The following is a 23,922-nucleotide window of genomic DNA, read 5'->3' on the forward strand; positions in this document are numbered from 1 at the left end:
CACAGCCTGTGGACAACCAGGTGACCGGGTACGCGGCGCCGGCCGTCGTCGGCGACGTCTCCGCGCGGGCCGCAGGCCGCCGGTACGGTCCGCGTCGGCTCGTGGTACCGCTCCCACCCCGGCGGCGCCGATGGACCGGTACGGACCGGTACGGCGCCGCCGGGAGCCCGGTGGCGAAGGACGCGGGCCGCCCGCCCCACACGGACGGCCTGCGGGCACCGGCCGGGCCGGACCCTTGCGACGGCTCAGCGCGGGCCGAGCTTCTCCACGATCAGGCGGTACAGCTGGCGCGGACGCCCCGGCTGGGGTGTCCGGTTCGGCGGCAGCGGCCACGCGAGTCCCTCGTCGACCAACGTGCGCAGCAGGCGCCGAGCCGTGCGGGGAGTGACCCCGAGCATCCGCCCGGCACTCTCCGCGTCCACGATCGTGTCGCCTCCGTCCAGCTTGGCGGCCAGCCGCGCGAGCACCTCGGTGCCCTTCGGCCGGCCCTGGCCGGGTAACTGCGGAGGCATCCGGGGCGCCGGCACCAGCGTCCGGCCTTCCCGGTCCACCGCGAAGCCCTGCGCCTGCTTGCCGGCCTGCGTACGGGCCAGCGCCGCCCGCGCGTGCGCCTCCGCGTCGTGGGTGGTACGTCCCATGCCTACGCCCACCTCGACCGACAGCCCGAGCTCGTCGCGGATGCGCGCCGCGAACGGCAGCACCCGGAACCCGTCGGTGGCACCGGCCATCGAGCCCCGCGTCGCGGTGACCAGATAGCTGTGATCGTCGATCGCCCATACGACGGCGTGCATCCGGTTGGCCTCCTGCACCAGCAGCCGGTGCAGAGACAGCCGCAGCTCATCACGCCAGTATCTCGGTGCCGCCCGCCGTACGGGCTCGCGTAACGTGGGCACCTCGACCAGCACGACCGTCAGCTGCGACTCCTCCAGCCGGTGGTGCGCTCCGAGCAGCGCCGCGGTGTGCAGCGCCGTGCGGACCGCGGCCGAGGTCGGCCGTACCCGCACGGTCGGCACCCCGGCCGTGGTCAGCCGGTCGGCCACCGCGGGCAGGCAGGTCAGCGCACCGGTGGTGGTGCCCTGCCGCAGCATCCGCTCGTGGTAGGCCGCGACGGTGCCCGTCGCGCCCGGCTCCTCCCGGGTCAGCACGCCGCTGGCGGGCAACCCCAGGTCGGCGTACGCCTCCTCGACGTCCGCCCTGCTCAGCACGTCCAGGCTGATCCGCCGCGGGTCGATGCGCTCGTCCAGCGCCGCCCGGGCCAGCGCCGCGGTGAGCGCCGGCCCGCCGAGCTGGACGTGCGTCGCCGGCACGGTGAGCACGCCCGACCGTTTGGCCAGCTCGTACGGCACCGGGCTGGCGAACAGGCAGGCGTCCACGCCCGGCCCGAGCCGTACCACCTTGTCGGCCGCCTCCTGCTCGTCCCGGTAGGCGGCGGCGACGAGCCGGCACGGCACCGGCGCCGCGGCGTGCCCCATGAGCATGACCCGTTCGACCAGGTCATGGGGTCCTACCACTCCGATGGTGAGGTCCGGCGCCGAGGCGCCTCCTCGTGGTCCTCGTGGTGTTTCTTCGGCCCTTTCGACCAATGTTCGTCCCATCCCGCCATACCTCTGATCGAGGCCGCCGTACCGCGCGACGACCCCGGGCCGATGCATCCGGCCCGGGGCGACCCGGCGTGACGACCTCGCAATCCACTGGTCGAGTCCACCGAGCGGAAGCCACCGGACGGGGTCGCCGGACGGCGATCCGCGGTCGTTTCCGGCTCGGGTTCTCTCCCATCCGGTCCAGTCCTCTTTGGAACGATCGCTCGCCGCGGCACTAATGTCACGCCCGGATTTCCGGCACGAGCATGCATCCATGCCCGCCCGGTATGGCGGGGAAGGGAGAACCAGCAGGTCAGCGGGGGTTTACCGGTCGAGTCACGGAGTAGGGGAAATCTCTCTTACCACATCGCCGCCAAGGGCCTTCATGCGCTCGGCGAGGTCGTGATGGCCGCGGTCGATGAGGTAACCGGGGTCGACGACCGTCTCGCCGTTCGCCGCCAGCCCGGCGAGCACCAGCGCGATGCCCGAGCGAAGATCGTGCGCCGTAACCTCGGTTCCGGTCAGCGGGGTGGCGCCGTGCACGACCGCGCGGCTGCCCTCCACCTCGATCCGGGCGCCCATCTTGTTGAGCTCCCCGGCGAGCGCGAAACGCCCGTCGAAGATCCGCTCGTGGATGTAGCTGGCGCCGTCGGCCAGGCACGCCACCGTCATGATCGGCGACTGCAGGTCGGTGGCGAACCCCGGGTAGGTGTCGGTGATGACGTTGATGGGCCGCAGCGGCCGGTCGCGCCGCACGTTGAGCACCGCGCCGTCGGTGGCGAACTCGACGCCCATCTGCTCCAGCTTCCAGCGCACCACGCCCAGGTGCTCCAGCGAGGCGCCGACCAGGTTCACCTCGCCGCCGGTGATGGCGGCGGCCATGGCGAACACGCCTGCGTCCAGCCGGTCCGGCATCACCCGGTGCTCGACGGCGGTCAGCTCGTCGACCCCCTCGACGGTGATGAAACCGGTGCCGCCGCCGCTGATGCGCGCACCCATCTTGGTGAGCATGGCGATGACGTCGAGCACCTCGGGCTCGAGCGCGGCGTTCTCGATGATGGTGGTGCCCTTGGCCAGGGCCGCCGCCATGATGAGGTTCTCGGTGCCGGTGTGGGAGGGGGTGTCGAGGTAGAGCGGCGCGCCGGTCAGCCCGGAGGCCTTCACGTGGATGACGCTCTCGCCCTCGTCCACCATCGCGCCGAGCCGCTTGTAGCCCAGGTAGTGGAAGTCGAGGTTGCGACTGCCCAGGTTGCAGCCGCCGACGCCCTCGATGACCGCCTCGCCCATCCGGTGCAGCAGCGCGGGCACGAAGAGCACCGAGCCGCGGAACCGGCGGGCGATCTCGGCGGGCAACACCGGGTTGGTCAGCCGGGAGGCGTCGATGACCAGCGTGCGCTCGGCCTCGTGCAGCTCGACCCGCGCACCGATGGCCTCCGCCAGCTCCAGCGCCCGCCGCACGTCCTCGATGATCGGCACGTTGCGCAGGACCGTCCGGCCCTCGGCGGCCAGCAGCGCCGCTCCGATCATGGGGAGCACGGCGTTCTTCGCCCCCTGGATGAAGGCGGTTCCACGCAGGGCGTTGCCACCGCGCACGCGGTAACGAACCATATTGACTGGGCTCCTCGGAGTCGGGGAAGTTACACGCCTGAGGCAGCGACCGGCGGCGAGCTATCCGCCCACAGTAGTGCGTTCGGCACCGTGGCCCGGCCGCTTTGGCGCCACTCCGCTGCCCAGCCGATCACGGTCCAATCATCGGCCAGGTGGCCCGGCCGGCACGCTCGGCGACGCGGCGTGCAGCAGCGTGGCGGCGCGCTGGTCGACGAATCGGGTGACCACCTGCTGGGCGTATCCGAACACCATCGCCCACACCAGAATGGCGGTCTGCGAGCTGAGCCCGGCGAATCCCGGCACGAAGCCCGAGTTGAGGATCAGCAGCCCGACGATGGCGGTCGCGACGCCGGCCGGCGCCTTCAGCAGGTTCTGCGCGACCGCCAGGGAGTACTTGGTGGCCAGCTCCGACCGGGTGGACAGGCTCGCCGCGGTGGCGAGCGCGGCGCCGAGCATGCCGACCAAGGCGACCAGCGGCACGTCCCCGTGCGAGGGCCCGCCGGCGCCCGCCGGGCACACCTGGATGTTGTGCGCGCCGAGGCTGGCCAGCAGGGTGCCGTTGCCGCACATGGGGATGGCGCCCGGCCAGGCGGCGCCGATGGCCACCAGCCCGGCCACGATGAGGCTCAGCACCACCACCCCGCCGAGCAGCATGTTGCGGAAGCTGCGCACCCGGTTGCTCTCCACCGAGGCGTCCTGGTAGGCCGCGCGCAGCACCGACTGCAGCAGCGCGCGGTCGCGCTCGCCGATGTCGCCGGCCACGACGCGTCCGGCGAGCTGCCCGAGCCGGGCGTCGTCGGCGGGCAGGTACGCCCGCCCGGTGGCCAGCACCTCGGCGGCCCGGGCGTTCAGCTCGCCGGCGGGTAACAGCCCGTACAGCAGCACGGTGGCGCCGTACACGCCGGACCAGGCCCCCTCGACGGCCTGGCCGGTCAGCCACCGCCGCCAGCCCTGCCGCTCCCGGGCGTACCGGGCGGTCGCCGCCAGGTGCCGGCCGATGGCCTGGTGCAGCGGGTCGAGCCCCGGCCGGTCGGGGTCGCAGGCGAGGGCGCGGGCGGCCTCCGCCTCGATCTCCGCGGCGCGCGAGGTGACGTGCACCCGCCACACCCCCGGCCAGCGCGACGGATCCGGGCCGGCCGGGCCGCCGGTGTCCGGCTCGCCGCCGGGCGCCGCTCCGGTCCGGCCTGTCGCGGCACCCGCTGCCATACGCCCCTCCGAAGGATCGACTTCCCCCGGCTTATCGCGCCCGCCCGCCCCGGCGCTACCCCCGCCCGGGCCGGTGGACCGTCTTAGCCGGTCCACCGGCAGGATGAGGATCGTCACCTGCCAGGGGCCGGGCGGTCACCCGGGGCGGGTGCCGGAATCCTCGTCGAGGAACTCTCCGGACACGAGCCGCGGGAGCAGCCATTCGTGGAGTCGCTCGGACGACCGGATGAGATCACGATGTGCGGCGATTCTTCTCTCCAAGGCGCCGAGTATGTCGGCGACTGACGACTGAACGCCGGGCGGTGCCATAACGAACGGCAGATCGCGTAGGACCTGGGCGCTGACGCTCGGGATGGCGGAGTACCTGGCGTTCACCCTGATCCAATCTCGGACCTTCGGATGATGAAGGTAGCGCAGCGCATATCCGGCGTTCACCGAGTCGGCGAGTCGCAACCTCATGCATGAAGTACCCAGAATCCACCCCTCGTTCTCCGGCCCGGCCAGAGCGGCACGCCCGAGGTCGCCCGTCCGTACGCAGATCAGGTCGCCGGCACGGATGCGATAGCGCGTGAGTCGGCCCGCTGTGCCGGCGGATACACTTCTGGCCGCCCGTCGGTCGAGAGAGAACCAATTGACCTCGCTTGGCGTGACCACGGGGACGCCCTTGTCGCCGACCGGTAGTAGTTCAGATTTAACGTTCGCAGGTCCAGGCTGGATATCGGCGACATCTCCCAACCGGAGTTGGCGCCACCCGTCCGGAACCGGGCCGATCACCGTCTCCATTCGGAGATCCTCTTCAGCTGCTCGCGGGCATGCGCGTCGGCGATCTCGACGGCACGCTCGGCCAAGGCCAGGTCACGTAGGTGGTCGGCGAAAGTCGAATCATCCTGCGACACCGACATCCTGGAGATGTAGCGGGCCGGACTGAGATCGTAATCATGTTCCTCGATCTCCGGCAGCCGGGCCAGGCGACTCCGCTCTCCGGGCGCCATTGAGGCCAGGAGCCGGATCTCCGGGCCGCTGAGCTCTCGCCGGGAACGCCCGACCATATTGCCGAGGTCGGTACCGTCCACCAGCAGAACGCTCTGTGGACCGGTTTTTCGTAGAACCCAGAGCGTCACCGGGATGGCGGTGGTGACGAACAGTCCTGGCGGCAGTGCGATGATCCGTTCGATGACGCCGGCCCGGACCATGGCGGCTCTGATGTCGCGCTCTGCGCCCTGTGAGAACGACGACCCGTTCGGCATGATCACGGCACCTCGGCCATCGTCCGCCAGACGCTCGTAAATATCGCAGAGCCACGCAGTGTTAATGCTTTTTGCGGGGATCGTCCCGAAGCGTCCACGCCATGGTCCTTCTTTGGCGTGCAGATTGAACGGTGGATTGGTCACCACCACCTGGTAGCGGCGTCGAACTCCATCAGGCGACGGCGCGGCGTCCGGCGTGATCTCACCCTTCCTCCCGCGGAGCGCCAGGGTCAGCGAGGCCGTTCGGGCTGATCGCTCCCACAGCGCATGGCCGCGTACCGCTTTCCGCGTGACACCGGCGATGCCGGCCAGCAGACCTCCGTTGCCACAGCACGGGTCGCACACCTCGTCATCCGGTGCGGGAGAGGTCACTGCCGATATGAGCTCGACGAGCGATCGCGGAGTGTAGTGCTCCACGCTTTTTACCAGCCATTCGGCCGCGACGTCCGTAAAGGCGGCCACAAGTGCCGACCATCCAGAGTCATCAGTCGGCGGTATGAGGGTGTCAAGGCCTGCCAGCAGGTCGTGGGAGACCTGACTTCTGATGGCTTTCGGGCCGATGTGCTCGAACTCGCTGCCCCGGCGCCCCAGGAATTCCCGGATATCCGGATACGCCGTCACTTCGCGGTCTCGCTCTTTGAGAGCGGTCCATCCGTTCTCGTCGCGGAGCCGAAGGACCAGCAGTTCGAGAAGTACGTCTGGATCGCTGTTGGGTATCTGAAAGGAAGGTAGTCGCAGCAGACGTGTCAACAAATCTCTCATCTGCGCCGTGTATCCAGGATGGCCCGCCGACCCGCCGGTCGCTCGCAACTGATCACCATAAGTCGCCCGAAACCGATCACCATAAGTGCGGCCGCCGGCTTCGTCCGGACGCAGAGATGCCCGATCGATTCTACGGCCATCGAGCCAGCTTGCGACTTCGTCGGCACGAAATTGTTCGCGTCCCTCTAGGGAGACCGGTTCCGGAAAGCTGTCGCGATGGCGGCGGCGCCAATTGCTGACGGCTCCCGGCCCGACCCCGGCTCGGCGGGCGATCTCCGTGAGGGATACCAATGTCACGCGGTCTCCTAGAAGCGGGGTGCCATGAGACCGCCGCACACACCGCTTTTGCGTCCCAGCGCTTCGGCGACGCGGTCGAGATGAGGAAGGCGATACGCCGCCTGCGGCTCGAGGTAGCCGAGCATCCGGCAGATCTTCGCGTAGTCCGCCGCGAGGTCACGATGGTGGATCGGCTCGTGATGCATGATCCGGTTGCGCAGCAGCACGAGCGACAGGAGGCCGTCATGGAGGGCGCGACGGGGCTCACGGGAGTCCGCGAAGGCACGATGGACCACGGGCACCCACAGAGTGCGGTCGTAACGTCGGCTCAGCAGGGAGACCCAGAAACCGAAAGAGAGTTCGGTGACCACGTCATCGGGACCGGGGACACGGCCGGGGCGCTGTCTCACGTTCTCTCGCACGCGAGTGGCCGCCTCGCGGACCTTGCGTTCGTTGTGATCCCCCAGATTGGTGGCGTGCCACCAGTCGGCCCGCGTGAAGTGGGTCGTCAACGTGTCGTGGAGAACGTTGCGGAGACAGATTTCCAGGAAGTGCAGCGGGCCGTAGAACGCGGCCGCCGCCTCCACGTTCCAGTAGTACAGGCGTTCGGCACGCTCCGCGTCTCCCGCCGAGGCTCGCAGGTACGGCGCCAGCCGAGAGTCCGAGAGGCCACGGCGTAACCAGGCGGGCAGTTGCGGGCTCACAGGTTCGTCCGGGTGACGGAACGGCGTGGTACTATCGGGCTGTAAGCCCCGGGTTCGCCTCTGCTCAGCATGCCACCCGGGGCACGGCCATTTCTGGGCCCCTCTTTCGAACCCGCCGCGTCATCGTATCTTGGTGCGGCCGCCGCGGCAAGTGCATTCACAATACTCAAGAACTGTGAATCTGGACTGCCTGGTGGCGCCGGCCCGAGCCTCTGGGAAGAGAGCGAATGATCAGTGTGGCGGAGATCAGGAACAGGTCACGCGGCTCGCTTGCCTGTCTTGTGGCGATCGGTCCACGGTCGGCTCGGGCCTGAGCGGCGGTATCAGACGCGGGCGGCGATGTCGGAGCGGTGGTGGGAACCGCGCAAGCGCACTCGGCCGGCGAGCTCGTAGGCGGCGGCCCGGGCCGCGGGCACGTCCGGACCGGTGCCGACGACGCTCAGCACCCGCCCGCCGGCGGAGACCACCCGGCCCTGGTCGTCCAGCGCGGTGCCGGCGTGGATGATGTAGGCGTCCCCGGTCGGCTCCAGGCCCTCGACCAGGTCGCCCTTCGCCGGTTCCGCGGGGTAGTTCTCGGCGGCGACGACGACGGTGACCGCCGCCCCGCCGCGGTGCCGCGGCGCCGGATGCGCGGCGAGCGTGCCGGTCGCGCAGGCGAGCAGCAGCCCGGCGAGCGGGGTCTCCAGCCGGTCCAGCACGACCTGGGTCTCCGGGTCGCCGAACCGCGCGTTGAACTCGATGACCCGCGGGCCCGCCTTCGTCAGGGCCAGCCCGGCGTACAGCACGCCGCTGTAGGGCGTGCCGCGCCGTGCCAGCTCGCGCACCGTGGGCAGCACGACATCGGCCATCACCTGGTCGACCAGCCCGGACGGCGCCCAGGGCAGCGGGGTGTAGGCGCCCATGCCGCCGGTGTTCGGCCCCTGGTCGTCGTCGTAGGCGCGCTTGAAGTCCTGCGCCGGCTGCAGCGGCACGGCGGTGGTGCCGTCGCACAGCGCGAACAGCGACACCTCCGGCCCGTCCAGGTACTCCTCCACGACGACGCGCCCGCACGCCGCGGCATGCTCCAGCGCCGCCGCGCGGTCGCCGGTCACCACGACGCCCTTGCCGGCCGCCAGCCCGTCGTCCTTCACCACGTACGGGGCGCCGAACTCGTCCAGCGCCGCGGCCGCCTCCGCAGGGGTGGCGCACACCCGCGCCCGCGCGGTGGGCACCCCGGCGGCGGCCATGATCTCCTTGGCGAAGGCCTTGGAGCCCTCGATGCGGGCGGCCTCCCGGGACGGGCCGAAGCAGGGGACGCCGGCGGCGCGCACGGCGTCGGCCACTCCCGCCACCAGCGGCGCCTCGGGGCCGATCACCACGAGATCGGCGCCGAGCCGCATCGCCAGCGCGGTCACCTCGGCCGGGTCGGCCGGACGGACGGGATGGACGGCGGCGACCGCGGCGACGCCGGCGTTGCCGGGGGCGCAGTGCACTTCGGAGACGGCCGGGTCGAGGTCGAGGGCCCGGCACAGGGCGTGCTCGCGCCCGCCGGAGCCAATCACAAGAACGCGCACGTGGGGAGTCTACGGGTCGGCTCTGGGGTCGCCGGCCCGTGCCGGCGTCACCGCAGGCCGGCGGCTCGGAACCGGGTGCCGGTCGCGGGTGAGGTGCGACCGGCCGGGCGATCGCATGATCGGGAGGGCCGCGGGCGGTGTAGGCTGTCGAGCGAGACCTGCCTATGGTAGCTTTGGTCAGCTGTGGACCGTCTCGTGGCGATTGGAGGTGGAATCGGGATGACATCTGGTGATCCCAGCAGTACGTGCTCGCGCACGTACGTCGTGCGCACCCCCGACCACTCCAATTCGGTGTCCGGCTGACGGAGTCACGCGCTCCCTTTTCTTCCCCTGAGGCGACGTTCGTCGCCCGGTGCGACCTTCCGGGTGTCGCGTCATGGGTCCGCCAGGCCGGGCGGGAAGGGACCCCACATGCGCTCGTCCACCCTTTTCCAGCGGATCAACATGCACCCGCGGGCCGCGCACGTGCGGCTGGGCGCTCCCCCGGTGTCCGGGCCGGTGCACCGCGAGCCCGGTGACGTCCGGTGCGTGCCGCCGCGCGACTCGGTCGTCGAGTTCGCCGCCTACATCGAGGGCAAGGCCGTGCGCGCCCCCGGCATCACCGAGGCCGTGCGCCTGGTCCGCGAGCACAACGCCGTCCGGGCCGCCGCCGCCGAGGACGGCGACGCCTACGTCTGGGTCGGCCTTCACGAGCCGGCGGCGCCCGAGGTCGAGTGGCTCGCCGAGGTCTTCGGCCTGCACCCGCTCGCCGTGGAGGACGCCATCAAGGCCCACCAGCGTCCCAAGGTGGAGCGGTACGGCGACTCGCTGTTCGTGGTGCTGAAGACGGTCGCCTTCCTCGACCACGACGAGCTCACCGCGTCCAGCGAGATCATCGCCACCGGCGAGATCATGGTCTTCGTCGGGCCGGACTTCGTGGTCACCGTCCGGCACGGCGAGCATTGCCCGCTGGCCGGCGTGCGCCGCCGGCTGGAGTCCAAGCCCAAGCTGCTGGCCCGCGGCCCGTCCGGCGTGCTGCACGCCATCGCCGACCACGTGGTCGACCGCTACCTGTCGGTCGCCGACCTGATGCAGGCCGAGCTGGAGGAGGTCGAGGCGGCGGTCTTCGCCGACGTCAGCTCGCGGGACATCGGCCGCATCTACCAGCTCAAGCGCGAGATGATCGAGATGAAGCGCGCGGTGACGCCGCTGCAGACGCCGCTCGGCGCGCTGCCGCAGCGGCGCATGATCCCGGCCGAGATGCGGGAGTACTTCCGCGACGTCGTCGACCACCTGTCCCGGGTGTGCGAGCAGGTCGAGTCGTCCAACGAGCTGTGCAACTCGATCCTGCAGGCCGCGCTGGCCAGGTCCAACGCGCTGGCCAACGAGGACATGCGCAAGATCTCCGCCTGGGTGGCCATCATCTCGGTGCCCACGATGATCGCCGGCATCTACGGCATGAACTTCACGCACATGCCCGCGCTGTCCGCCGTGTGGGGCTACCCGCTGATCCTCGGCGTCATGCTGATCATCTGTACGTTCCTCTACCGCGGCTTCCGCCGCAACAGCTGGCTCTGAGCCCGGCGGGCCACCCGCGCGCCCCGGGATCGGCCGCCGCGTTCGTCCGGTTCGCCGGGCAGGATGAAGACCATGAGTTCCACATTCCACCCGTTCCTCCCGGAGACGGCGGCCTGGCGGCATCTCGGGGCGCGGGACGGCTTCGAGGTCACCTGGTTCCGGCCCGCGGCCGGCGGTCACGTCATCGACGGATGCACGACGGCCGTCGAGGACGGCCGGTCATGGGCCGTCGACTACACCATCGAGGTGGCCCCGGACTGGACGACGCGGTCCGCGCGCGTGCACGGACGTTCGGCGGCCGGCTCCTGGCGTACCGTGCTTTCGGCGGACGGCGCGGGCCGCTGGCGGATCGACGGGGAACCGGCGCCGCACCTGGACGGCTGCCTGGACGTCGACCTGGAGTCGTCGGCGATGACCAACACCCTGCCGGTGCACCGGCTGGCACTGCGCCCGGGGTCGCGCGCGGCCACCCCGGCCGCCTACGTGCGGGCCGCCGGCCCGGCGGTGGAGCGGCTGGAGCAGGAGTACGCGCGGGTCGCCGACCGGGACGGGCTGCCGGGCTTCGACTACGCCGCGCCGGTCTTCGACTTCTCCTGCCGCCTGGGGTACGACGCGGCCGGCCTGGTGCTCGACTACCCCGGCATCGCGACCCGGGCCGCGTGACCTGTGCCGCCGGCCTGCGCGGCCTGACCTGTGCCGCGTGACCTGTGCCGCCGACCCGCGGCCGGCCCGGAACCCGGCTCGCCGCGGGTCTCCGCGATCCCGGTCAGAAGCGGACCGAGGCCCACAGCGGGTCATGGTCGGAGTACGGGGCGGTGGTGGCGTCACCCCAGTCCACCTGAAGGGCGCGGGTGACGAAGATGAAGTCGAACTTCTGGCCGGTGGGGCTGCCCTCCTCGGTCACCCAGTCGTCGAAGGTGGCCTCGCCGTCCCGGCAGTAGGTGTACAGCGGCCAGCTGCCGGTTCGCTCGGTGATGGTGTTGCCGCACGGGCTGTCGACCTCCTTGAACCGCCCGCGCGCGCCGCGGCCGTACCCGGAGTCGTAGAAGTTGTCCGCCATGCCGGACATCGGGTCGTCGTTCAGGTCCCCGCCGAGGAAGACGGTGTACCCGGCGTACTGCCCGGCCAGGATGCCGGCGGCGACCGACGCCTCGTGCCGCCGGGCGTCCAGCTGGGGCTGGTCGTCGCCGTTGGTGAGGTGCGCCGAACAGATGGCGAGGCTCGCGGCGGTGGAGCGGACGCACAGCATCTCCCGCTGCTCGTACCCGGCGGGCGACTCCAGCGGGTGGGCGGTCGCCGCGTCGATGCCCAGGTCGTCGCGGTAGAGCACCGCGTTGCCGAAGTCGGACGCGTGCCGGCACCGCGCCGTGGCGCCGCCGCCGGTCTGCACCGGATCGAAGCGCACCGAGTAGCCGGGCAGCCGGGCGTCCAGGCGCTCGGTCCAGTCCCGGCAGGTCTCCTGGAGCGTGACGAAGGCGGGGCCGCGCTCCTGCACGCTGGTGACCAGCGCGTCGGGTGCCTGGTCGCCGAGTGCGCCGTAGGTGCCGTGGCCGCCCGCCATGTTGAACGTGCCGACCTGGCGGGCGGTCGCGCCGGTGGCGGTCACCGCCGCCACCCGGGTCACCGGCACCGCGCAGCCCTGCACGAGGAGGCCGAGGGTGATCAGCACGGCGGCGTGGAATCGGCCGATGGAACGGCGGGGTACGGAGTGCGGAAAGGTCTGACGTGACCGGCCGGTCATGGCGCCTCCAGCGGAGTCGATCTCCACTAGAAACGTGACCGCCGAAACGCCTCCCGTCAATAGGAAGAATCGCTCGTGGCAGGTCACGGTTTTTCAGCGATGCAAATCCCTTTCTCGGTGATCATCGGTTACCGTTCACTTACCATCGGTGATATCACATTGAATGCCGGTGCCGATTCCGCGTCCCGGTATTGTTAAAATCGGTGATGTATTGTAGGTTCAGCGCGCAAGATCACTGCACGGGGGCGGGGCGGTGCGGTGACGCGTACATGACGGGGAAACGGGGGCGGGGTACGAGCCGGCGGGCCGGACTCGACCGCGGCGGGACGCCGCCGGCGGCGCGCGGGTGACCGCGCCGCGCCGCCGGACCGGGACCCGGCATCATGGCGGCCCGTGCTCGGGCCGTTCGACGGCTGCGGCCGCCGGCAGGACCGTTCCAGAACATGTTGGCCACCCGGGCATGGGTTCGTGACGCCTGCCCGGGACGGGGAAGGCGACAGCCGGAAGGCGGGGGCGGAATGACAGAGACCGCGGGGACCATCGGAACAGTGGAAACCATGGAAACGGCGGAGACCGGGGCAGTGGGACGAATGCCGGGAATCGGCAGGTTGGCGCCGGCGGCGGTCACCGACCGCACCAGGTCGCTGTACGACCTGCTCGCCGAGTGGTCGCGGCGGACGCGGGTGAACGTCGAGGTCTGGGCGATGCCCGCTCTGCCAGTCGCCGACGCGGTCGCCGACGCGGTGTACGACGTCGTGGCCGAGGTGCTGCGCCTCGTCGAGACGCACACCGCCCCCCGCACCCTGTCGTTCGCCCTGACCACCGGGCGCGGCGGCCTTCGGCTGACGATCTGCGACGACGGGCGCGGCGCCGGGCCGGCGGGCACCGCCCGGTCGGCCGAGATCATGAAGCGGTGCTTCCGGCAGGTGGGCGGCACCCTCACCGTGCGCGCGGTCGCCGGGGAGGGTCTCACCGTTCACGGCCGGATCCGGCCGTGACCCGCCGCCGGCCGTGACCCGCCGGTCTGACCTGCCGCCGGCCGTGACCCGCGCGGCGGGTCACGGCCCGGCCGCCGGTCAGACCGGCCAGGTCTCGCGGCGCCAGGCGGCGTCCCAGAACATCCACTCGTAGCGCGACGTGGTCACGAAGTGCTCGACCGCGGCCGCCCGCTGCTCGGGGGTGGCCGCGGCTCCGGTCCGGTCGGCCAGCGCCACCACCCGGCGGACCACCCCCTGGAACGCCTCGTCCCCGTAGGTCTCGATCCACCGCCGGTACAGCGGGTCCGGCGACGACTTCGCAAGCAGCGCCTCGCCGACCCGGGCGTAGATCCAATAACAGGGCAGCACCGCGGCGAGCCCGTCCAGGAACGATCCGCCGTAGACGGTGGCCAGCAGATAGCTGGTGTACGCGCGGGTGGTCGGTCCCACCGGCTGGGCGGCCGCCTGCGCGGCCGAGCCGCCGAGCCGGTCCATGAACTCGGCGTGCATCTCCTGCTCGGCGGCGATCGCGCCCGCGGCGTCGCCGGCGAAGGCGCGCACGTCGTCCTCGCCGGGCGCCCGGGCCGCGCACACCGCCAGCGCCCGCGCGTAGTCGCGCAGATAGTGCGAGTCCTGCACCACGAAGTGCCGGAAGGCGTCGTGCGGCAGCGTGCCGTCCACCAGCCCGGTGATGAACGGGTGGTCCAGGATGGCCGCGTACACCGGGTCGATCGCCGTCCACAGTTCCGCGCTGAACGGCCGTGCAGTGCCGGGGGAATCGGGCATCTGGGGCATCGTCATCGGTCAACTCCCTACGCCGGCATGACCCGGTCAGGTTCGAGCGGTCTGCGGCCGCGTCCGCCGCACTCTCAGCCCGGTCCGCCGGGCTCCCGCGTCCGTCGCGCCCGAGACTATTACCTTCGCGCCGCCCGGCGGCCGGCGGGCCGGCCGGGCGGCGGCCGGTCAGGGGACCAGTCGCAGCGCGGGCCGGCGGTCGCGGACGCCGAGCAGCTCCCGCACCCGGGGCACCGGCCAGGCGAGCGTGCCGGCCAGGGCGGCCATCGTGAGGCCGCCTTCGGCCGCCGCCAGGTCGAACGCCTGGCGCAGCATCACCGGGTGCTCGCCGGGGTAGCCGGTGATGGGCTCGCAGCCGAAGCCCGGCTGGTCGCGCAGCTCGGCCAGCCGCTGGTAGGCGCGCCCGGCGGCCGAGTCCGACAGCAGGCCGACCTCGCGGCAGCGGTACAGCAGGGAGTCGACCGACACGCCCCAGACGTTGCGCAGCTCGGCCAGCCGCCGCAGGTCGAGCCGCCTGGGCAGCTCGGGCAGGATGCTCTCGCGCGGGGTGAGGAACTCGGCGGCGAAGGTGTCGGCCTCGCGCTCCTGCTGGTGGTCGCCGGCCGCGGTGTCGCCGTGCAGCACCAGGTGGCCGAGCTCGTGCGCGGCGGTGAATCGGTAGCGGTGGATGTCGTCGAAGCGGTTGGCGGTGAGCACCACGATGGGCCGGGGCAGCTGGGAGGTGGAGAAGGCGTCCACCGTGGTGGCGTCCTCGTCCGGCGGCGGCAGCACCACCACGATGCCGTGCGCCTCCAGCCGCCGGACCAGGTGGGCGACCGGGCCGGTGCCCAGGCCCCAGTGCCGCCGCAGCGCCCGGGCGGCGGCCGCCGGGTCGCCGGCCGGGGCGGCGTGCACCTCGCCGCCGGCGAACCCGGGCAGGTCGACGGCCGGCAGCCGCACCCGCGACTCCAGGGCGTGGGCGAGCTCCCATACCTGCTCGACGAAGGCCACGGCCCGGGCCCGCTGGTGCGCCCGGGTGGAGCGCAGGCTGCGGAAGTGCGCCATCGAGCCGTCCAGCTTGGCGTGCGGGCGCCCGGGCAGGAAGAACGCCATGGGCACGCCGAGCACCTCGGCCAGCCGCGGCACCAGGTCGGGACGGGGCCGGGTGGCGCCCGTCTCGTACTGCCCGACCGCCGCCGGGGTCACCCCGAGCCGTTCGGCCAGGTCCTTCTTGGTCAGGCCGGTCAGCCGGCGCGCCTGGGTCAGCCGCGCCTGGTCGAAGGCGTCGGCCACCGCGCGCGGGGTGGGGCCGCGGCCGGTGCCCGCCGCGGCGCCGAACAGCCGGACCTGCCCGCGGCCGCTTTTACGCTCGTTCATCCGTACCGGTCGCCTGCGCCTCGTCGGTCTCGTCGTGCACGGGGAACAGCGCGGGGACGCGCCGCGCCATGGCAGGCCGCCCGACCAGCCCGATGTCGGGCACCGCGCCCTGGTCGAAGCGCGCCGCCGGCACCGGCGGGACCGCCGGGGCGGCGGCGGAGCCGCCGGTAAGCGCGGCCGACAGCGGGATCTGCTCGCAGTGCACCCAGTGGACGTGGCCGGTGTCGTCGATCAGCTCGGCCTCACCCCAGAACAGCTTGAGCAGGCCGGCCTGCGCGTTGGCGGCGTAGGCGACCGGGATCAGCCGGGTGTCGTCCGGCAGCTGCGCCAGGACGACCCGGGGATCGGGCCGGCCGGCGCCGCCGGTGTCGTCGGGGTCCTCGGCGTCCTCGTCCACGCCGAGGTCGAGGGACTCCTGGAAGAAGGAGGCGCGCGGGCCGAACCGGGTGAACAGCTCGCGGACCAGCGAGGACACCCGCCCGGGGCCGACGCGGGCGTCGCTGATCGGCGTGGTGTCGTCCTCGGCGTACCGGAAGGGGAGTAAAAGGTTGCCGTCCAGCACGACCAGGTGGTGCGGCGAGCCGTGCGGCCGGACCACCCGGAAGCCGGGGTCGTCGCGGAAGCCGTCGACCAGCGCCTCGTAGCGGCGCGCCATCAGCGTGGACCCGTAGGCGTACCGCTTGCCGCTGCGCGAGGACTGCTGGGCGTCCTGCGCGTTGCCGGCCGCCTCCAGCAGGGACGCGGCCAGCCGCCCGCGCACCGACGCCGCCCGCTCGCCGAACCGCTCGACGGCCCAGCCGGAGATGTGCGCCGCTTCCCGCATCGTGCTCCTCCGTTCGCCGGCCCGCCGGCGCCGGGCGGCGCGGGGGCGTCACTTCGGTTTCCGGCAGCCTACCCCCGCCGGCACTGTAGTTGATGTTGTGACGCGCCACTGGCCCGGCCGGATCGCCCCGCCGCCGGCACCCGCCGTGAAAGCGTGCCGGGGTGTCGGGAGACAAGGAGGTGACGGCCGCCACAGAGCGCGGCGGCCCGCGGGAGGCTGCAGATGACGAGGAGACCATGGTGACCCAGGCGCGGGATCCGGCCGTCGGGGACGCCTATCTGGTGCGGCTGTCGCAGGCCGAGCCGGAGAGTTTCGGTGCGGTCTTCGACGCCTACGGCGCGGAGATCCACCGTTATGTGGCCCAGCGGCTCGGTGTCGACCAGGCCGAGGACGTGGTGGCCGAGACGTTCCTGATCGCGTTCCGCAAGCGGGACGGCTACGACCCGGCGCGGGCCGGCGTCCGGGCCTGGCTGTACGGCATCGCGACCAAGCTGGTCGGCCGGCACCGCCGCTCGGAGATGCGCGCGCTGCGGGCGCTCGGGCGCTGTGCCCCGGAGCGGGACACCGATGGGCACGACGAGCGGGTCGCCACCCAGGTGAGCGCGCAGAGCCTGCGGCCTGACCTGGCCAGGGCGGTGGGCTCGCTCAACCGCGGCGACCGGGACGTGCTGCTGCTGCTCGCGCTGGGCGGGCTGAGCCACCAAGAGATCGCCGATGCCCTCGGCATCCCGTACGGGACGGTGGGATCCCGGCTGAACCGGGCCAGGCGCAAGGTGCGCGCCGTGCTGGGCGAGACCGATCCGATGGACGGAGGGAGTGACCATGAATGACCTGGACGCGGTGCGCGAGCTGTATGGGGAACCGACGGCGAATCCGCAGGCCCGGCTCGTGCTGCGCGGCATCCGCGCGCGGGTGGTGAACGGCCGGCCGCGGCGCCGGCGGCCGATCTTCCGGCTGGCGGTGGCCGGCCTGGCCGCGGCGGCGGCAGCGGTGGCGGCGGTGCCGGTCGCCCACTCCTGGCTCGGAGCGGACGGGCGGATCACCGCGGGCGTGCGGTCCGGGCCGGACCTGCTGCGGGAGATGGCCGATCGCGCCGAGTCGGCGCCGGCCGGGCAGGGCAGGTACTGGCATGTCGAGAGCCTCTCCCACCGCCCGTTCAACAAGCGCCTCGGCGCGGCGCCGAACCGGTACGAGGTGGAGGAGGCGGAGATCGCCGCCTACTGGACCGATCGGGAGGGCCGTGCCTGGTTCGCCTTCCGTGATCTCGGTGCTCGGCCTAGGACGGCGGCGGACCGGGAGGCCTGGGCACGCGACGGATCCCCGGAGAAGTGGGACAAGACCGTAGAGCCCAAGCTCAAGGTGAAGCTGTCCACTCAGCCGGACCAGGGCCACGTCGGGCAGGTGCGGGGAAAGGCGAACGACGAACCCGACGCGCCGGACGATTTCGTCTTCGCCGGGTCCGTCGCGACGTACGACGAGATCCAGGGGCTGCCGGCCGAGCCGCGGGAGCTGACCGCCGCGGTGCGCGACCGCACGCTCCGCTCCACCACCCGGTCGGAGTACGACGAGCACAACATCACCAGCACGCTGGCGGAGGATTTGCTGGCCGACCTGCCGGCCCCGCCGGCGGTCCGGGCGGCGGCGCTGCGCGCGCTGGCCGACCGGTCGGACTTCCAGTACGCGGGACCGGCCGCCGACGATTGGGGCCGCCGGGGCGAGCTGTTCCGGATGGAGGCCGCGGGCGGCCGGCTGCGCGAGGAACTGCTCATCGACCCGGCGACCACCCAGGTGCTGTCGTCACGGACCGAGAGCCGGTCGGAGCCGGAAGGGCCCATCGTCAAGGACAACTCCAAGACCTACCTCAAGGTCGGCTGGACGGACGTCCCACCCGCGATCCCGGCGGTCCCCGAGGGCTTCTGGGACCGCATCACCTGACGGCAGGCCGGCCGGCCTTCGGGGGAGCGGCGCCGGCCGGGCCGAGGGGCCCGGGAGGGGCCGCCCAGGCGGCACCGGTCAATGGGCCCGTCGAAGGCCGCCGGTCGACGGAGGCGGTCGAAGGGGGGCGAAGCGGCCGGTTGGAGGCGCCGGTCAACGGCGGCGGTCGAAGGCGGCCGTTCGAACGAGGCCGGTGGGGGCCGCCGGCGGAGGGGGTCTTCGGTAAGAGGTGCCGGGTCAGGCGGAGGCGTGCCGGAGCGCGCCGACCGGTGCCGGGCGGGGCAGCCCGCGCTCGGCCCAGACGTCGCGCATCCGGTCGGGGTAGTCGGTGACCAGGCCGGCGACGCCGAGGTCGAGCAGCCGGCCGGCCTCGGCCGGGTCGTTGACCGTCCAGGCGGCCACCGGCAGCCCGGCGGCCTGGGCGCGGGCCATCAGCCCGGCGTCCACCAGCACCCGGTCCGGGGACAGGGTGGTGGCCCCGGTCGCCGCGGCCGCCGCGGCGATGTCGCCGCCGAAGTCGCCGGCCAGGTCGACGCCCAGCCACGCCGGATGCAGGGTGGCCTGCTCGACCAGGGCGTACCGGGTGTCGACCAGCCGCTCGGCGGCGCGCAGCACCCGCCAGTCGAAGCTCAGGATCGCCGCGCGGTCCCGGCGGCCGTGCCGGTCCAGCTCGGCCACGACCAGCTCGGTGAACTCGCGCGGGTCGCCGGACAGGTCCGGCCGGGTCGGATCGGACTTCAGCTCGACGTGCAGCCGGACGCCGTCGGCGCCGTAGGCGTCCAGCAGCCCGAGCACCGCGCCGAGCGTCGGCATCCGGGTGCCGGGCACCGGCACCTGGGTGCCGGCGAAGCGGTCGGCCGCGCCCCGCGGGTTGCGCACGCCGACGTCCAGGGTGCGCAGCTGGCCGAGGGTGAGCGAGGCGATCGGCTTGCCGACGTAGGGGAAGGCCGGGTCGCCGGGCACCGCGGGTGCGGTGTCGGTGCTGGTCACCGCGGACACCGTCAGGTCGTGGGTGAGGACGGCCTGCCGGTCGGCGGTCAGCGCCACGTCGATCTCGATCGCGTGGACGCCGATCTCCAGCGTGTGGACCAGGCCGGGCAGGGTGTTCTCCGGGCGCAGGCCGCGCGCCCCCCGGTGGCCGTGAATCTCCGCATGCACAATGGCGCACCCTATCGTCCGCCCTCGCCGCCGCGCCGCACGCCGGGGGCGGCGCGCCCCGGGACGCGGTGGCGAGGCGAGGCGGCCCGCCGTCGGGCGGAGGTTTGCGGGCTTCGCTGAGCGGAAGTCGAATTCGTGGGGGATTGTCGCCATAGGGGAGGACGGAGCCGGGCCGTGGCCGCGAACACGCTGACGACGCTGACGGGGAAACTCACCACCGCGGTGGCGCGGGTCGCGCTGTGGGTGCTCGCGCTGCTCAACCGGCGGCGGGCCCGGGCCGCCGGCCGGCCGGACTCCGGTCCGGTGCGCATCCTGCTGCTGCACGCCAACGGCATGGGCGGCACCATCCGCACCGTGCTCAACCTGGCCGGCCACCTGGCCGCCCGGCGCGAGGTGGAGATCGTCAGTGCCCTCCGGACCGCCGAGCGGCCGTTCTTCGACATCCCGCCCGGCGTGCGGGTGACCTACCTGGACGACCGCACCGCCCCGGGCGGCCCGGTGGCCCGGCTGCTCTCCCGCATCCCGGCGCTGCTGGTGCCGGAGGGGGAGAAGGCCAGGAAGTCGTTCACCCTGCGGACCGAGCTGCGGCTGATCGCCTACCTGCGCGCCATGGACTCCGGCGTGGTGATCGCCACCCGGCCGGCGTTCACCCTGCTCACCGCGCTGTTCGCTCCGCCCGAGGTCATCACCGTCGGCCAGGAGCACGTCACCCTGGACTCGCACCCGCCGGCGCTGCGCCGCCTGATCCGCCGGCGCTACGGCCGGTTCGACGCGTTCGTCACCCTGACCGAGGCGGACCGGGAGCGCTACGCCCGGCTGCTGCGCGGCGACCCGCCCGGGCGGCTGCTGAGCATCCCGAACGCCGTCCCCGAGCTGGACGGCGGGGTGTCCCCGCTGTCGGAGAAGACGGTGGTGGCCATGGGCCGGCTGGCGCACGCCAAGGGGTTCGACCGGCTGGTGAACGCCTGGCGGACCGTCGCCGAGCGGCACCCGGACTGGACGCTGCGCATCTACGGCGGCGGCCCCCGGGAGCGGCACGAGCGGTTGCAGGAGCGGATCGACCGGGCCGGGCTGGCCGGCAAGGTCGTGCTGATGGGCCGCACCGCGACCCCCGGCGCCGAGCTGGCCCAGGCGTCGATCCACGTGGTGAGCTCCCGGTACGAGGGGTTCGGCATGGCGATCCTGGAGGCGATGAGCAAGGGCCTGCCGGTGGTCAGCTTCGACTGCCCGTTCGGCCCCCGCGAGATCATCACCGACGGCCGGGACGGGCTGCTGGTCCGCTCGAAGAAGGCGGCGGACCTCGCCGAGGGCGTGTGCCGCCTCATCGAGGACGAGGATCTGCGCCGCCGGCTCGGCCGGGCCGCGCTGCGCACCGCCGGCCGCTACGACCTGGCCACCGTCGGCGCGCGCTGGGAGGCGCTGCTCGGCGACCTGGCCGCCGCCCGGTCCGGCATCCCGCTGCGCAGGCCGGCCCCCGCCGGCGCCGGCGCCCCGCGCGCGGCGGCCTGACCGGCCGGGTCACCCGCCGGAGATCCGCCGGCCGGCCCGGCCGGGAGGCCGGGTCCGGACGACCGGGGCGGGTGCCCGCGCCATCGGGGCGTCTCCGCCGGCTCAGGACGGCGGTCCCGGTTCGGCCGCCGGTGGCGGGCCGGCGTCCTGGAGCTTCTTCATGATGTCCGGCGGCACCGGTCCGGCCGGCCGGATCATCAGCACGACCTGCCCGTCGGCGTACGGGTCGACGCTCATGACCCGCCATTTCGGGTCGACCTTCGACCGGGTCGTCAGGTCCCCGTAGCCCTGCCCGCCCGGCAGCGACCACTGCACGTTGTAGCGCGCGATCGTCAGGTGCTCGCGGGCGACCAGTGCCTCCACCGCCGCGACGGTGCGCCCCTCGACCGGGACGCCTTCCAGGGCCTCGCCCTTCGCCGTCGAGGAGTTGGTGGAGTCGTAGGGCTCGCCGGGGCGGGCGGCGCGCCCGAGGACGACCGTCGCCCGGCCGGTGAACCCGGCCTCGATGCGCAGGCCGATCGGGCAGGCGCCGCCCCCCGCCGTGCGGCAGGACGGGTCGTCGATGGTGTGGATCCTGCGGTCCCCTTCCATCATCACGATGGTCCCCACCACGCTGGGCGAGGCCGGGACCAGCCGCAGATCGATGTCGAAGCCGCAGGCGCGGAAGTCCTCGCCGAGCCGCCGCCGGTCGGCGAGCGGGTCCATGATCCGGGCGATCACGTGGTCGCGGTCCTTGGCGCAGACGACGGCGGCCTGGGCGGTGGAGGCGTCCTTCCCGAGCACCGCGTTGCCCGCCACCGCGGCCACCGTCACCGCGGCGGCGGCGACGGCTCCGGCGGCCAGGCGGCCCGCGAACCGGGGCCGCCGGGACGGCGCCGGCGGGGGCGGCGCGGTGCCCGCTTCGTCGCGCGACTGTCTGGTCAGCTCGGCCATGAGGTGTGCCCTTCGTTGCGCATGGCGGCCGCCGGGAAGGTCACGCTCGCCGGGAATGAGCGGATCGGTCATGAGTCCTCCACTGAGGGCCGGAGCGCGGGATGGCGCTCACCCGGTCTGTGTGCCGGGCCGCCCGGCGGTTCCCGCACCTCGCCGGGACGCGAGGCGGTCAGCCTCCTGAGCCGGGCGCGGGCCCGCGACAGGCGGGAGCGCACCGTCCCCACCGGCAGGCCCAGCGCGGTCGCGGCATCGTCATAGCCGAGGCCCGCCCACACGCACACGGATAGGATCTCCTGGTCGGCGAGCGGAAGCCGGTTCACCGCGGCGAGCACCCGGCGCATCCGGTGCTCGTCGTCGAGCCGGCCGGCGATGTCATCGGCCGGATCGGGTTCGGCGGCCGGGGCGGGCATCCGGGCCAGGGCGTCACGATGAGTGCGCCTGGCGCGGTGGCGGTTGCGCAGCACGTTGTTGGCCACGCCGAGCAGCCAGGGCAGCGCGGAGTCGCGCTCGGGACGCAGTTCCCCGTGCCGCCGCCATGCCTCCAGGAACACCACCGAGGTGAGGTCCTCGGCCTCCGACCAGTCGGCTGTCCGGCGGAAGCAGTGGTTGTAGACGGCGCGCGCGTGCCGGTCGAAGATGACGCCGAAGGCCTCGGTGTCCCCGTCCGCCGCGCGCGTCCATAGCTCGGCGTCTGTGGGAGGGCTGTCCATCACATCATGACCGTGTCGGCGGACGCCGCCGGGTTCCCATGATCACCGGTATTTCCCCGGACCCCGGTGACGTCCCCCGGCGCCGGTGACCCGCCGGCGGGCTCCGGACGTTCCGCCGGGGCCCGGCCCGGCGCCGGCCCGCCCGCGCCGCGGCCGTCGGCGCGGGCGGGCACGGCCGTCGTGGCTAGACCAGCGGGCGGATGGCGAGGGTCTGGGTGCGGCCGGGGCCGACCCCGATGGCGGAGATCGGCGCCCCGCTCATCTCCTCCAGGGCCCGCACGTAGTCGCGGGCCTTCGCCGGCAGGTCGTCGAAGCTCTTGGCGTCGCTGATGTCCTCCTGCCAGCCGGGCAGCTCCTCGTAGATCGGCTTGGCGTGGTGGAAGTCGGTCTGCGTCATCGGGATCTCGTCATGCCGCACGCCGTCCACGTCGTAGGCGACGCACACCGGGATGCGCTCCAGGCCGGACAGCACGTCCAGTTTGGTGAGGAAGAAGTCGGTCACGCCGTTGATCCGGGTGGCGTACCGGGCGATCACCGCGTCGAACCAGCCGCACCGGCGGTCCCGGCCGGTGGTGACGCCGTACTCGCCGCCGGTGGTGCGCAGCCAGTCGCCGGCCTCGTCGGTGAGCTCGGTCGGGAACGGCCCGGAGCCGACCCGTGTCGTGTACGCCTTCAGGATGGCGATCACCCGGGTGAGCCGGGTCGGCGGGATGCCGGCCCCGATGCACGCGCCGCCCGCGGTCGGCGAGGAGGAGGTGACGAAGGGGTAGGTGCCGTGGTCGATGTCCAGCAGCGTGCCCTGGCCGCCCTCCAGCAGCACGACCTTGTCCTCGTCCAGCGCCTGCGACAGCACCAGCGAGGTGTCGGCGATGTGCGGCTTGAGCCGCTCGGCGTACCCGAGGTACTCGTCCAGCACCTTGGCCGGGTCGATGCCCCGGCGGTTGTAGACCTTGGTCAGCACCTGGTTCTTCTCGTTGAGCGCGACCTCGATCTTCTTGCCCAGGATGCCCGGGTCGAGAAGGTCCTGCACCCGCACGCCCATCCGGGCGATCTTGTCACCGTACGCCGGGCCGATGCCGCGCCCGGTGGTGCCGATCCGGGCCTTGCCCAGGTATCGCTCGGTCACCTTGTCCAGCGCCTTGTGGTGCGGCATGATCAGATGAGCACTGGCCGAGATGAGCAGCCGGCCGCAGTCGATGCCGCGCTCGCGGAGCCCGTCGATCTCGGCGAGCAGCACCCCCGGGTCGATCACCACACCGTTGCCGATCACCGGGACCACTTCGGGCGACAGCACGCCGGTGGGCAGCAGGTGCAGGGCGTACTTCTGGTCGCCGATCACCACGGTGTGGCCCGCGTTGTTCCCGCCCTGGTAGCGGACGACGTAGTGGACCTCGCTCCCCAGCAGGTCGGTGGCCTTCCCCTTGCCCTCATCGCCCCACTGGGCGCCCACGAGAACGACAGCCGGCATGGTTCAACTCCCGCACACAAAAAC

The 23,922-nt window shown here is 72.8% G+C and carries 21 protein-coding genes and 1 riboswitch; of the genes, 6 read left to right on the plus strand and 15 right to left on the minus strand.

Going from position 1 to position 23,922, the window contains the following annotated elements; translation table 11 throughout:
* Positions 1-245 precede the first annotated feature (245 nt).
* The 7 genes from Sru01_RS28175 to purD form a co-directional block, all read right to left on the minus strand.
* Complete coding sequence (locus Sru01_RS28175; RefSeq protein ID WP_203991859.1) at positions 246-1,493, minus strand: GTP cyclohydrolase IIa; 1,248 nt, start codon at positions 1,491-1,493, stop codon at positions 246-248.
* 423 nt (positions 1,494-1,916) lie between these two features.
* The gene (murA, locus tag Sru01_RS28180) at positions 1,917-3,188 is read right to left on the minus strand and encodes a UDP-N-acetylglucosamine 1-carboxyvinyltransferase (RefSeq protein ID WP_203991758.1); all 1,272 of its coding nucleotides are present in this window, start codon (positions 3,186-3,188) and stop codon (positions 1,917-1,919) included.
* Positions 3,189-3,329: 141 nt separating this feature from the next.
* Positions 3,330-4,394 carry a hypothetical protein gene (locus Sru01_RS28185; protein ID WP_203991761.1) on the minus strand — a complete coding sequence of 355 codons (1,065 nt, stop codon included), beginning with the start codon at positions 4,392-4,394 and terminating at the stop codon, positions 3,330-3,332.
* A gap of 135 nt (positions 4,395-4,529) precedes the next feature.
* Positions 4,530-5,177 carry a restriction endonuclease subunit S gene (locus tag Sru01_RS28190; protein ID WP_203991764.1) on the minus strand — a complete coding sequence of 216 codons (648 nt, stop codon included), beginning with the start codon at positions 5,175-5,177 and terminating at the stop codon, positions 4,530-4,532.
* Positions 5,165-6,700 carry an N-6 DNA methylase gene (locus tag Sru01_RS28195; RefSeq protein ID WP_203991766.1) on the minus strand — a complete coding sequence of 512 codons (1,536 nt, stop codon included), beginning with the start codon at positions 6,698-6,700 and terminating at the stop codon, positions 5,165-5,167. Before Sru01_RS28195 ends, Sru01_RS28190 begins: the two co-directional genes overlap by 13 nt.
* Before the next feature lie 8 nt (positions 6,701-6,708).
* Complete coding sequence (locus tag Sru01_RS28200; protein WP_203991768.1) at positions 6,709-7,383, minus strand: hypothetical protein; 675 nt, start codon at positions 7,381-7,383, stop codon at positions 6,709-6,711.
* 323 nt (positions 7,384-7,706) lie between these two features.
* Positions 7,707-8,936: a phosphoribosylamine--glycine ligase gene (purD, locus tag Sru01_RS28205; protein ID WP_203991771.1), complete on the minus strand. Its 1,230-nt coding sequence runs from the start codon at positions 8,934-8,936 to the stop codon at positions 7,707-7,709.
* Between the two features lie 411 nt (positions 8,937-9,347).
* Between purD and Sru01_RS28210 the strand changes: the two genes are divergently transcribed.
* Together Sru01_RS28210 and Sru01_RS28215 are read left to right on the plus strand one after the other, a co-directional pair.
* Complete coding sequence (locus Sru01_RS28210) at positions 9,348-10,493, plus strand: magnesium and cobalt transport protein CorA (RefSeq protein WP_203991773.1); 1,146 nt, start codon at positions 9,348-9,350, stop codon at positions 10,491-10,493.
* A 72-nt stretch (positions 10,494-10,565) separates the two neighbouring features.
* Complete coding sequence (locus Sru01_RS28215; protein WP_203991775.1) at positions 10,566-11,156, plus strand: putative glycolipid-binding domain-containing protein; 591 nt, start codon at positions 10,566-10,568, stop codon at positions 11,154-11,156.
* A gap of 103 nt (positions 11,157-11,259) precedes the next feature.
* On the opposite strand, the gene Sru01_RS28220 is transcribed toward Sru01_RS28215, so the two are convergent.
* Positions 11,260-12,162 (minus strand): endonuclease/exonuclease/phosphatase family protein, encoded by a 903-nt coding sequence (locus tag Sru01_RS28220; protein ID WP_203991777.1) that lies wholly within the window; start codon positions 12,160-12,162, stop codon positions 11,260-11,262.
* Between the two features lie 653 nt (positions 12,163-12,815).
* Between Sru01_RS28220 and Sru01_RS28225 the strand changes: the two genes are divergently transcribed.
* Positions 12,816-13,232, plus strand: a complete 417-nt coding sequence (locus tag Sru01_RS28225; protein WP_203991779.1) for a sensor histidine kinase — start codon at positions 12,816-12,818, stop codon at positions 13,230-13,232.
* Between the two features lie 78 nt (positions 13,233-13,310).
* On the opposite strand, the gene tenA is transcribed toward Sru01_RS28225, so the two are convergent.
* The 3 genes from tenA to Sru01_RS28240 all read right to left on the minus strand — a co-directional run bounded on the left by tenA (position 13,311) and on the right by Sru01_RS28240 (position 16,185).
* Positions 13,311-14,012, minus strand: coding sequence for a thiaminase II (gene tenA / locus Sru01_RS28230; protein WP_239137799.1), 702 nt, complete (start codon positions 14,010-14,012; stop codon positions 13,311-13,313).
* Positions 14,004-14,115: riboswitch (TPP riboswitch) on the minus strand. Its footprint overlaps the gene before it by 9 nt.
* 59 nt (positions 14,116-14,174) lie before the next feature.
* Complete coding sequence (locus Sru01_RS28235) at positions 14,175-15,362, minus strand: helix-turn-helix domain-containing protein (RefSeq protein WP_203991781.1); 1,188 nt, start codon at positions 15,360-15,362, stop codon at positions 14,175-14,177.
* A complete protein-coding gene (locus Sru01_RS28240) occupies positions 15,349-16,185 on the minus strand; it encodes a hypothetical protein (protein WP_203991783.1) in 837 nt (278 codons plus the stop codon). Before Sru01_RS28240 ends, Sru01_RS28235 begins: the two co-directional genes overlap by 14 nt.
* A 179-nt stretch (positions 16,186-16,364) precedes the next feature.
* Here Sru01_RS28240 and Sru01_RS28245 point away from each other — a divergent pair, with 179 nt between their 5' ends.
* A complete protein-coding gene (locus Sru01_RS28245) occupies positions 16,365-17,015 on the plus strand; it encodes an RNA polymerase sigma factor (protein WP_239137800.1) in 651 nt (216 codons plus the stop codon).
* A complete protein-coding gene (locus tag Sru01_RS28250; protein WP_203991786.1) occupies positions 17,008-18,120 on the plus strand; it encodes a CU044_5270 family protein in 1,113 nt (370 codons plus the stop codon). Before Sru01_RS28245 ends, Sru01_RS28250 begins: the two co-directional genes overlap by 8 nt.
* Positions 18,121-18,357: 237 nt before the next feature.
* Here the strand turns inward: Sru01_RS28250 and Sru01_RS28255 are convergent, their stop codons facing one another.
* Complete coding sequence (locus tag Sru01_RS28255; protein ID WP_239137801.1) at positions 18,358-19,278, minus strand: glycerophosphodiester phosphodiesterase family protein; 921 nt, start codon at positions 19,276-19,278, stop codon at positions 18,358-18,360.
* A 174-nt stretch (positions 19,279-19,452) separates the two neighbouring features.
* On the opposite strand from Sru01_RS28255, the gene Sru01_RS28260 reads away from it, so the two are divergent.
* Positions 19,453-20,787, plus strand: coding sequence for a glycosyltransferase family 4 protein (locus tag Sru01_RS28260; protein ID WP_239137802.1), 1,335 nt, complete (start codon positions 19,453-19,455; stop codon positions 20,785-20,787).
* Positions 20,788-20,889: 102 nt separating this feature from the next.
* Here Sru01_RS28260 and Sru01_RS28265 read toward each other — a convergent pair whose 3' ends face one another.
* The 3 genes from Sru01_RS28265 to Sru01_RS28275 all read right to left on the minus strand — a co-directional run bounded on the left by Sru01_RS28265 (position 20,890) and on the right by Sru01_RS28275 (position 23,898).
* Positions 20,890-21,792 carry a hypothetical protein gene (locus Sru01_RS28265; protein ID WP_203991790.1) on the minus strand — a complete coding sequence of 301 codons (903 nt, stop codon included), beginning with the start codon at positions 21,790-21,792 and terminating at the stop codon, positions 20,890-20,892.
* Positions 21,789-22,430, minus strand: a complete 642-nt coding sequence (locus tag Sru01_RS28270) for an RNA polymerase sigma factor (protein ID WP_203991792.1) — start codon at positions 22,428-22,430, stop codon at positions 21,789-21,791. The genes Sru01_RS28265 and Sru01_RS28270 overlap by 4 nt, the downstream gene beginning before the upstream one ends.
* A 184-nt stretch (positions 22,431-22,614) precedes the next feature.
* Positions 22,615-23,898 (minus strand): adenylosuccinate synthase, encoded by a 1,284-nt coding sequence (locus tag Sru01_RS28275; RefSeq protein WP_203991794.1) that lies wholly within the window; start codon positions 23,896-23,898, stop codon positions 22,615-22,617.
* Positions 23,899-23,922: the final 24 nt, after the last annotated feature.

This window comes from Sphaerisporangium rufum (genome assembly GCF_016863395.1).
GTDB lineage: Bacteria > Actinomycetota > Actinomycetes > Streptosporangiales > Streptosporangiaceae > Sphaerisporangium > Sphaerisporangium rufum.

Excerpts from the sequence above, each read along its gene's own strand:
- murA (WP_203991758.1), bottom strand. The coding sequence starts at position 3,188 with ATGGTTCGTTACCGCGTGCGCGGTGGCAACGCCCTGCGTGGAACCGCC.
- Sru01_RS28185 (WP_203991761.1), bottom strand. The coding sequence starts at position 4,394 with ATGGCAGCGGGTGCCGCGACAGGCCGGACCGGAGCGGCGCCCGGCGGC.
- Sru01_RS28190 (WP_203991764.1), bottom strand. The coding sequence starts at position 5,177 with ATGGAGACGGTGATCGGCCCGGTTCCGGACGGGTGGCGCCAACTCCGG.
- Sru01_RS28210 (WP_203991773.1), top strand. The coding sequence starts at position 9,348 with ATGCGCTCGTCCACCCTTTTCCAGCGGATCAACATGCACCCGCGGGCC.
- Sru01_RS28215 (WP_203991775.1), top strand. The coding sequence starts at position 10,566 with ATGAGTTCCACATTCCACCCGTTCCTCCCGGAGACGGCGGCCTGGCGG.
- tenA (WP_239137799.1), bottom strand. The coding sequence starts at position 14,012 with ATGACGATGCCCCAGATGCCCGATTCCCCCGGCACTGCACGGCCGTTC.
- Sru01_RS28235 (WP_203991781.1), bottom strand. The coding sequence starts at position 15,362 with ATGAACGAGCGTAAAAGCGGCCGCGGGCAGGTCCGGCTGTTCGGCGCC.
- Sru01_RS28240 (WP_203991783.1), bottom strand. The coding sequence starts at position 16,185 with ATGCGGGAAGCGGCGCACATCTCCGGCTGGGCCGTCGAGCGGTTCGGC.
- Sru01_RS28250 (WP_203991786.1), top strand. The coding sequence starts at position 17,008 with ATGAATGACCTGGACGCGGTGCGCGAGCTGTATGGGGAACCGACGGCG.
- Sru01_RS28265 (WP_203991790.1), bottom strand. The coding sequence starts at position 21,792 with ATGACCGATCCGCTCATTCCCGGCGAGCGTGACCTTCCCGGCGGCCGC.
- Sru01_RS28270 (WP_203991792.1), bottom strand. The coding sequence starts at position 22,430 with ATGGACAGCCCTCCCACAGACGCCGAGCTATGGACGCGCGCGGCGGAC.
- Sru01_RS28275 (WP_203991794.1), bottom strand. The coding sequence starts at position 23,898 with ATGCCGGCTGTCGTTCTCGTGGGCGCCCAGTGGGGCGATGAGGGCAAG.